Consider the following 3341-nt stretch of genomic DNA (forward strand, 5'->3'; position numbering starts at 1 on the left):
GTATCCTGCTGCCAGTGCAGAGTAACGCTAACACGAAGCACCTGATTTACCGTTCGCTTGAGAGAGGCCGATCTTTACACCGACTTATGACCACTAGGATTATGTCTTGAAAGTCATTGCTCAATAACTGCTTTTTGCCAATGGTCCATATCCTTATTGTGGAGGATGAACAACGGATTGCATCCTTTATTGAGAAAGGTCTAAAGAGTCACGGATATCTCACTACGACTGTCGGGGACGCTCAAGCAGCCTTAACACTAGCGATGAGCGAAGGATTTGATCTATTGATATTAGACTTAGGGTTACCTGACAGAGACGGATTCGAGATACTGGCTGATTTACGGGGACAAGGGTCTAAATTACCCGTCATTATTTTGACTGCCAGAGATGATATTAAGGATAAGGTGTCTGGCCTTGAAGGTGGGGCAGATGACTATATGACTAAGCCGTTTCGATTTGAAGAGTTACTGGCAAGGGTACGAGTTCGTTTGAGAACGGTTAAAAAGACTTCAACCACTAAACCACTGACTTTGGCAGCTCATAATGTAGTTTTAGATTTAAGGACTCGAAGAGTTAAAGTCAATGAGGAATGGATTGAACTACCTGCACGGGAGTTTTTACTGGCTGAGACTTTATTTCAGCATCCAGGTCAAGTCTTCAGTCGTCAGCAACTCCTAGATCGTGTCTGGGGATATGACTATGATCCAGGGTCCAATATTGTGGATGTGTATGTGGGCTATCTGCGAAAAAAGTTAGGTAGCTCTCTGATACAGACTGTACGCGGGGTTGGATATCGACTAAGGAGATAGTCTTACCCCTTATAATAAAGGCTGAGAATGGCTACTAGTTCACAACAGAGGGAACTGGAAAGCCTAATCAGAATTCCGTTTGAAAGTCCTGAGTTTTGTCTCGATGCAGCACTTGAGTTAGAGGACACGTTCGATGTGTTTCAGGTGAACGAGCTGCGGCCACCGGAGACGATGGAGTGGATCGGGGAGATGGTGGGTATCTACCAGGATCGGGAGCGAGTGGCCTTGTCTTGGGGTGAATGCTTGGGGTCCATGACTGCCGATGTGTAGGGTGAGGCAAGACAAAAGTTTCGAACTGCTCTAGGGTCAATTAGGTTAGAATCCATTGATTGGACTTGGTTTGGGGTATATGCTTTCCTAACGAGCGTCAAACTAAAAGGCTTGAGTTATTTTAGTTTGTATCGATGGAAGGCTATGCAGGGAATGGGTTACAACTAAAATCGACCAGGGAATAAAACCCGAAATCAGTTGTCATCAAAAATCACTTTTCTTCCTTCAGTGGCATTAAACATTTTTTTCCCACTATGTCCAACACCATTAACTTCCACCTTGATGTGATTTGCACTTGAGTTCAAGCATTTTACATGTTGATAATATAAAAGTCCACGTGCATATCTATTGAATCCCTGCGCATTAGCCTTGCATGACGTATCAAGACTATTGCTGTTTGGATCGTTATCTTGTGTACCAAGAAGTAGGTATATCGATCGTGACGTGATTTGATTGCGGATCTGTGTCTTGCTCAGCTTTGTATAGCTTAAAACCCCCGGCAAATTTGCCATTCCGTATTTGTAATTATCATAATCCGTACAACCACTTATGTTTTCAGAACGGGTAGAATCCAAATACATATATGAACCAGGATTGGCAACTACGTAACGTACTGATAGGTCCGAGCGTAACGCTTGCTGTTTTTGGTTCAGTGCAGCATACCGTTGAACAAACTGTCCACCAGCCGAATGACCAACAATTGTGACAAAACTTATATTTGGGAAGTTGTTATTGATTTTACCCAAAATATGGTCAACAACCCTAAAGGAAGGAGTGAAGGAACCATTCTTTGATTTAAATCCTTTTTTCCAGCCTGAACTGGACCAATATAGCTCATCATCTGCTGGAGAGTCAGACAATACTTTAAACTTCGGCGATACAATAAGTGTAGTATTTAATTGACTCTGAGTTTCTGCAGCTTGCATCACGTAGTCGTAATAATCATCTGCATTACGACTGTTTCCATGTATAACAATTACAGCCTGATTATAATTATCACTTGGTGTTCCTATTGGATGGTTACGCCAATACTCAACTTTCCAGCCATCAACTGTAAGCCTTGCAGCTTCAGCGTTAGGTATAGCAACTGTCGCAAAAAAAAGTATAGAAATAATAAATACAGTAGTTCTAAGAAAAATTGATATAAATACTCTTTTCTTCATTGGAAATTTCCTATTTATCAACGAGTAATAACTTAAGTATATTTGTGAATTCATAGTCTGCTAATGGGAAACTGTCAGCGCTAAAAAACTCACCATGATTGATAGTTTAACTTCTATCTTTTTGGATAAGTTAGCGGCATTTTAAAACACCTATGATATAGCAATCACCTCTATCTTTATCAGGCTCCTTACACACTACCTTGGAAGCGAATTATATTTATAATCAATGTCACTGACTTAAGAAGGTAGAAAAGGGCTGCAAGTCTTGATAGGTATAGAATCAAGACTTGCAATCCATCAATATTCTGTCTTTCACTATGTCTGAGTCAGCCGAAATTCTCAAGCAGCAATTTTCCCAAAGCCTGGGTTTACCGTGGACAGATATCTTGCCAGCCTCAAGGTTAGATGAACTTCTTAAAGAAGAAGCATTCCCCTATCGCAACCGGGTATATAGCCCCATCGTTACGCTGTGGGCCATGCTTTACCAGGTGCTATCTGCCGATAAAAGCCTTCGGAACACGGTCAAATGCATCACAACTTGGCTCACAGCGGTTGGCATCCAACCGCCCTCATCTGATACTGGAGCCTACAGCAAAGCCAGAAGTCGCTTTCCAGAGTCACTGTTGCAACGCTTAATTCCCGAGACCGCTGAGTGCTTAGCGCAAACCCTCTCCCCAGAGCACCTCTGGTGTGGTCGGCCCGTCAAGGTCTACGACGGAACCACCGTGTTGATGGCTGATAGTGCGGCCAACCAAGAGTCATACCCACAACATGGAAATCAAACGGCAGGCTGTGGTTTCCCCATTGCCCGATTGGTAGTGTTCTTCTGTCTGGTCACTGGAGCAGTGGTGTCAGCCTGTATTGCCTCCTGGAGCACCAGTGAAATTGTCATGAGTCGTTTGCTCTACCCAGACCTTGAGGTCGGTGATGTGGTTATGGCAGACCAAGCCTATGGCAGCTATGTTGATTTAGCCATCATTCAGCAACAGGGGGCTGATGGAGTGTTGCGTAAGCATCATGCCCGCAAGACTGATTTCCGCAAAGGCAACAAGAATGGCATTGGCGATCATCAGGTGACATGGCACAAGCCAGCCCAACG

General features: G+C 43.6%; 3 protein-coding genes and 1 pseudogene. 3 read left to right on the forward strand and 1 reads right to left on the reverse strand.

Annotation, left to right across the window (positions count from 1 at the left end):
- The first annotated feature begins 140 nt into the window (after positions 1-140).
- A complete protein-coding gene (locus tag Q0986_RS17065) occupies positions 141-809 on the forward strand; it encodes a response regulator transcription factor (RefSeq protein WP_299413208.1) in 669 nt (222 codons plus the stop codon).
- Between the two features lie 27 nt (positions 810-836).
- On the forward strand, positions 837-1079 hold the full coding sequence (locus Q0986_RS17070; RefSeq protein WP_299413211.1) for a hypothetical protein: 243 nt from the start codon (positions 837-839) through the stop codon (positions 1077-1079).
- Between the two features lie 194 nt (positions 1080-1273).
- Here the strand turns inward: Q0986_RS17070 and Q0986_RS17075 are convergent, their stop codons facing one another.
- Entirely contained in the window at positions 1274-2242 is a 969-nt protein-coding gene (locus Q0986_RS17075; RefSeq protein WP_299413214.1) for a hypothetical protein, read from the reverse strand.
- Between the two features lie 265 nt (positions 2243-2507).
- Here Q0986_RS17075 and Q0986_RS17080 point away from each other — a divergent pair.
- Positions 2508-3341: pseudogene (locus tag Q0986_RS17080) on the forward strand (IS4 family transposase); the annotation flags it as partial.

This window comes from Acaryochloris sp. IP29b_bin.148, from assembly GCF_028285565.1.
Lineage (GTDB): Bacteria > Cyanobacteriota > Cyanobacteriia > Thermosynechococcales > Thermosynechococcaceae > Acaryochloris.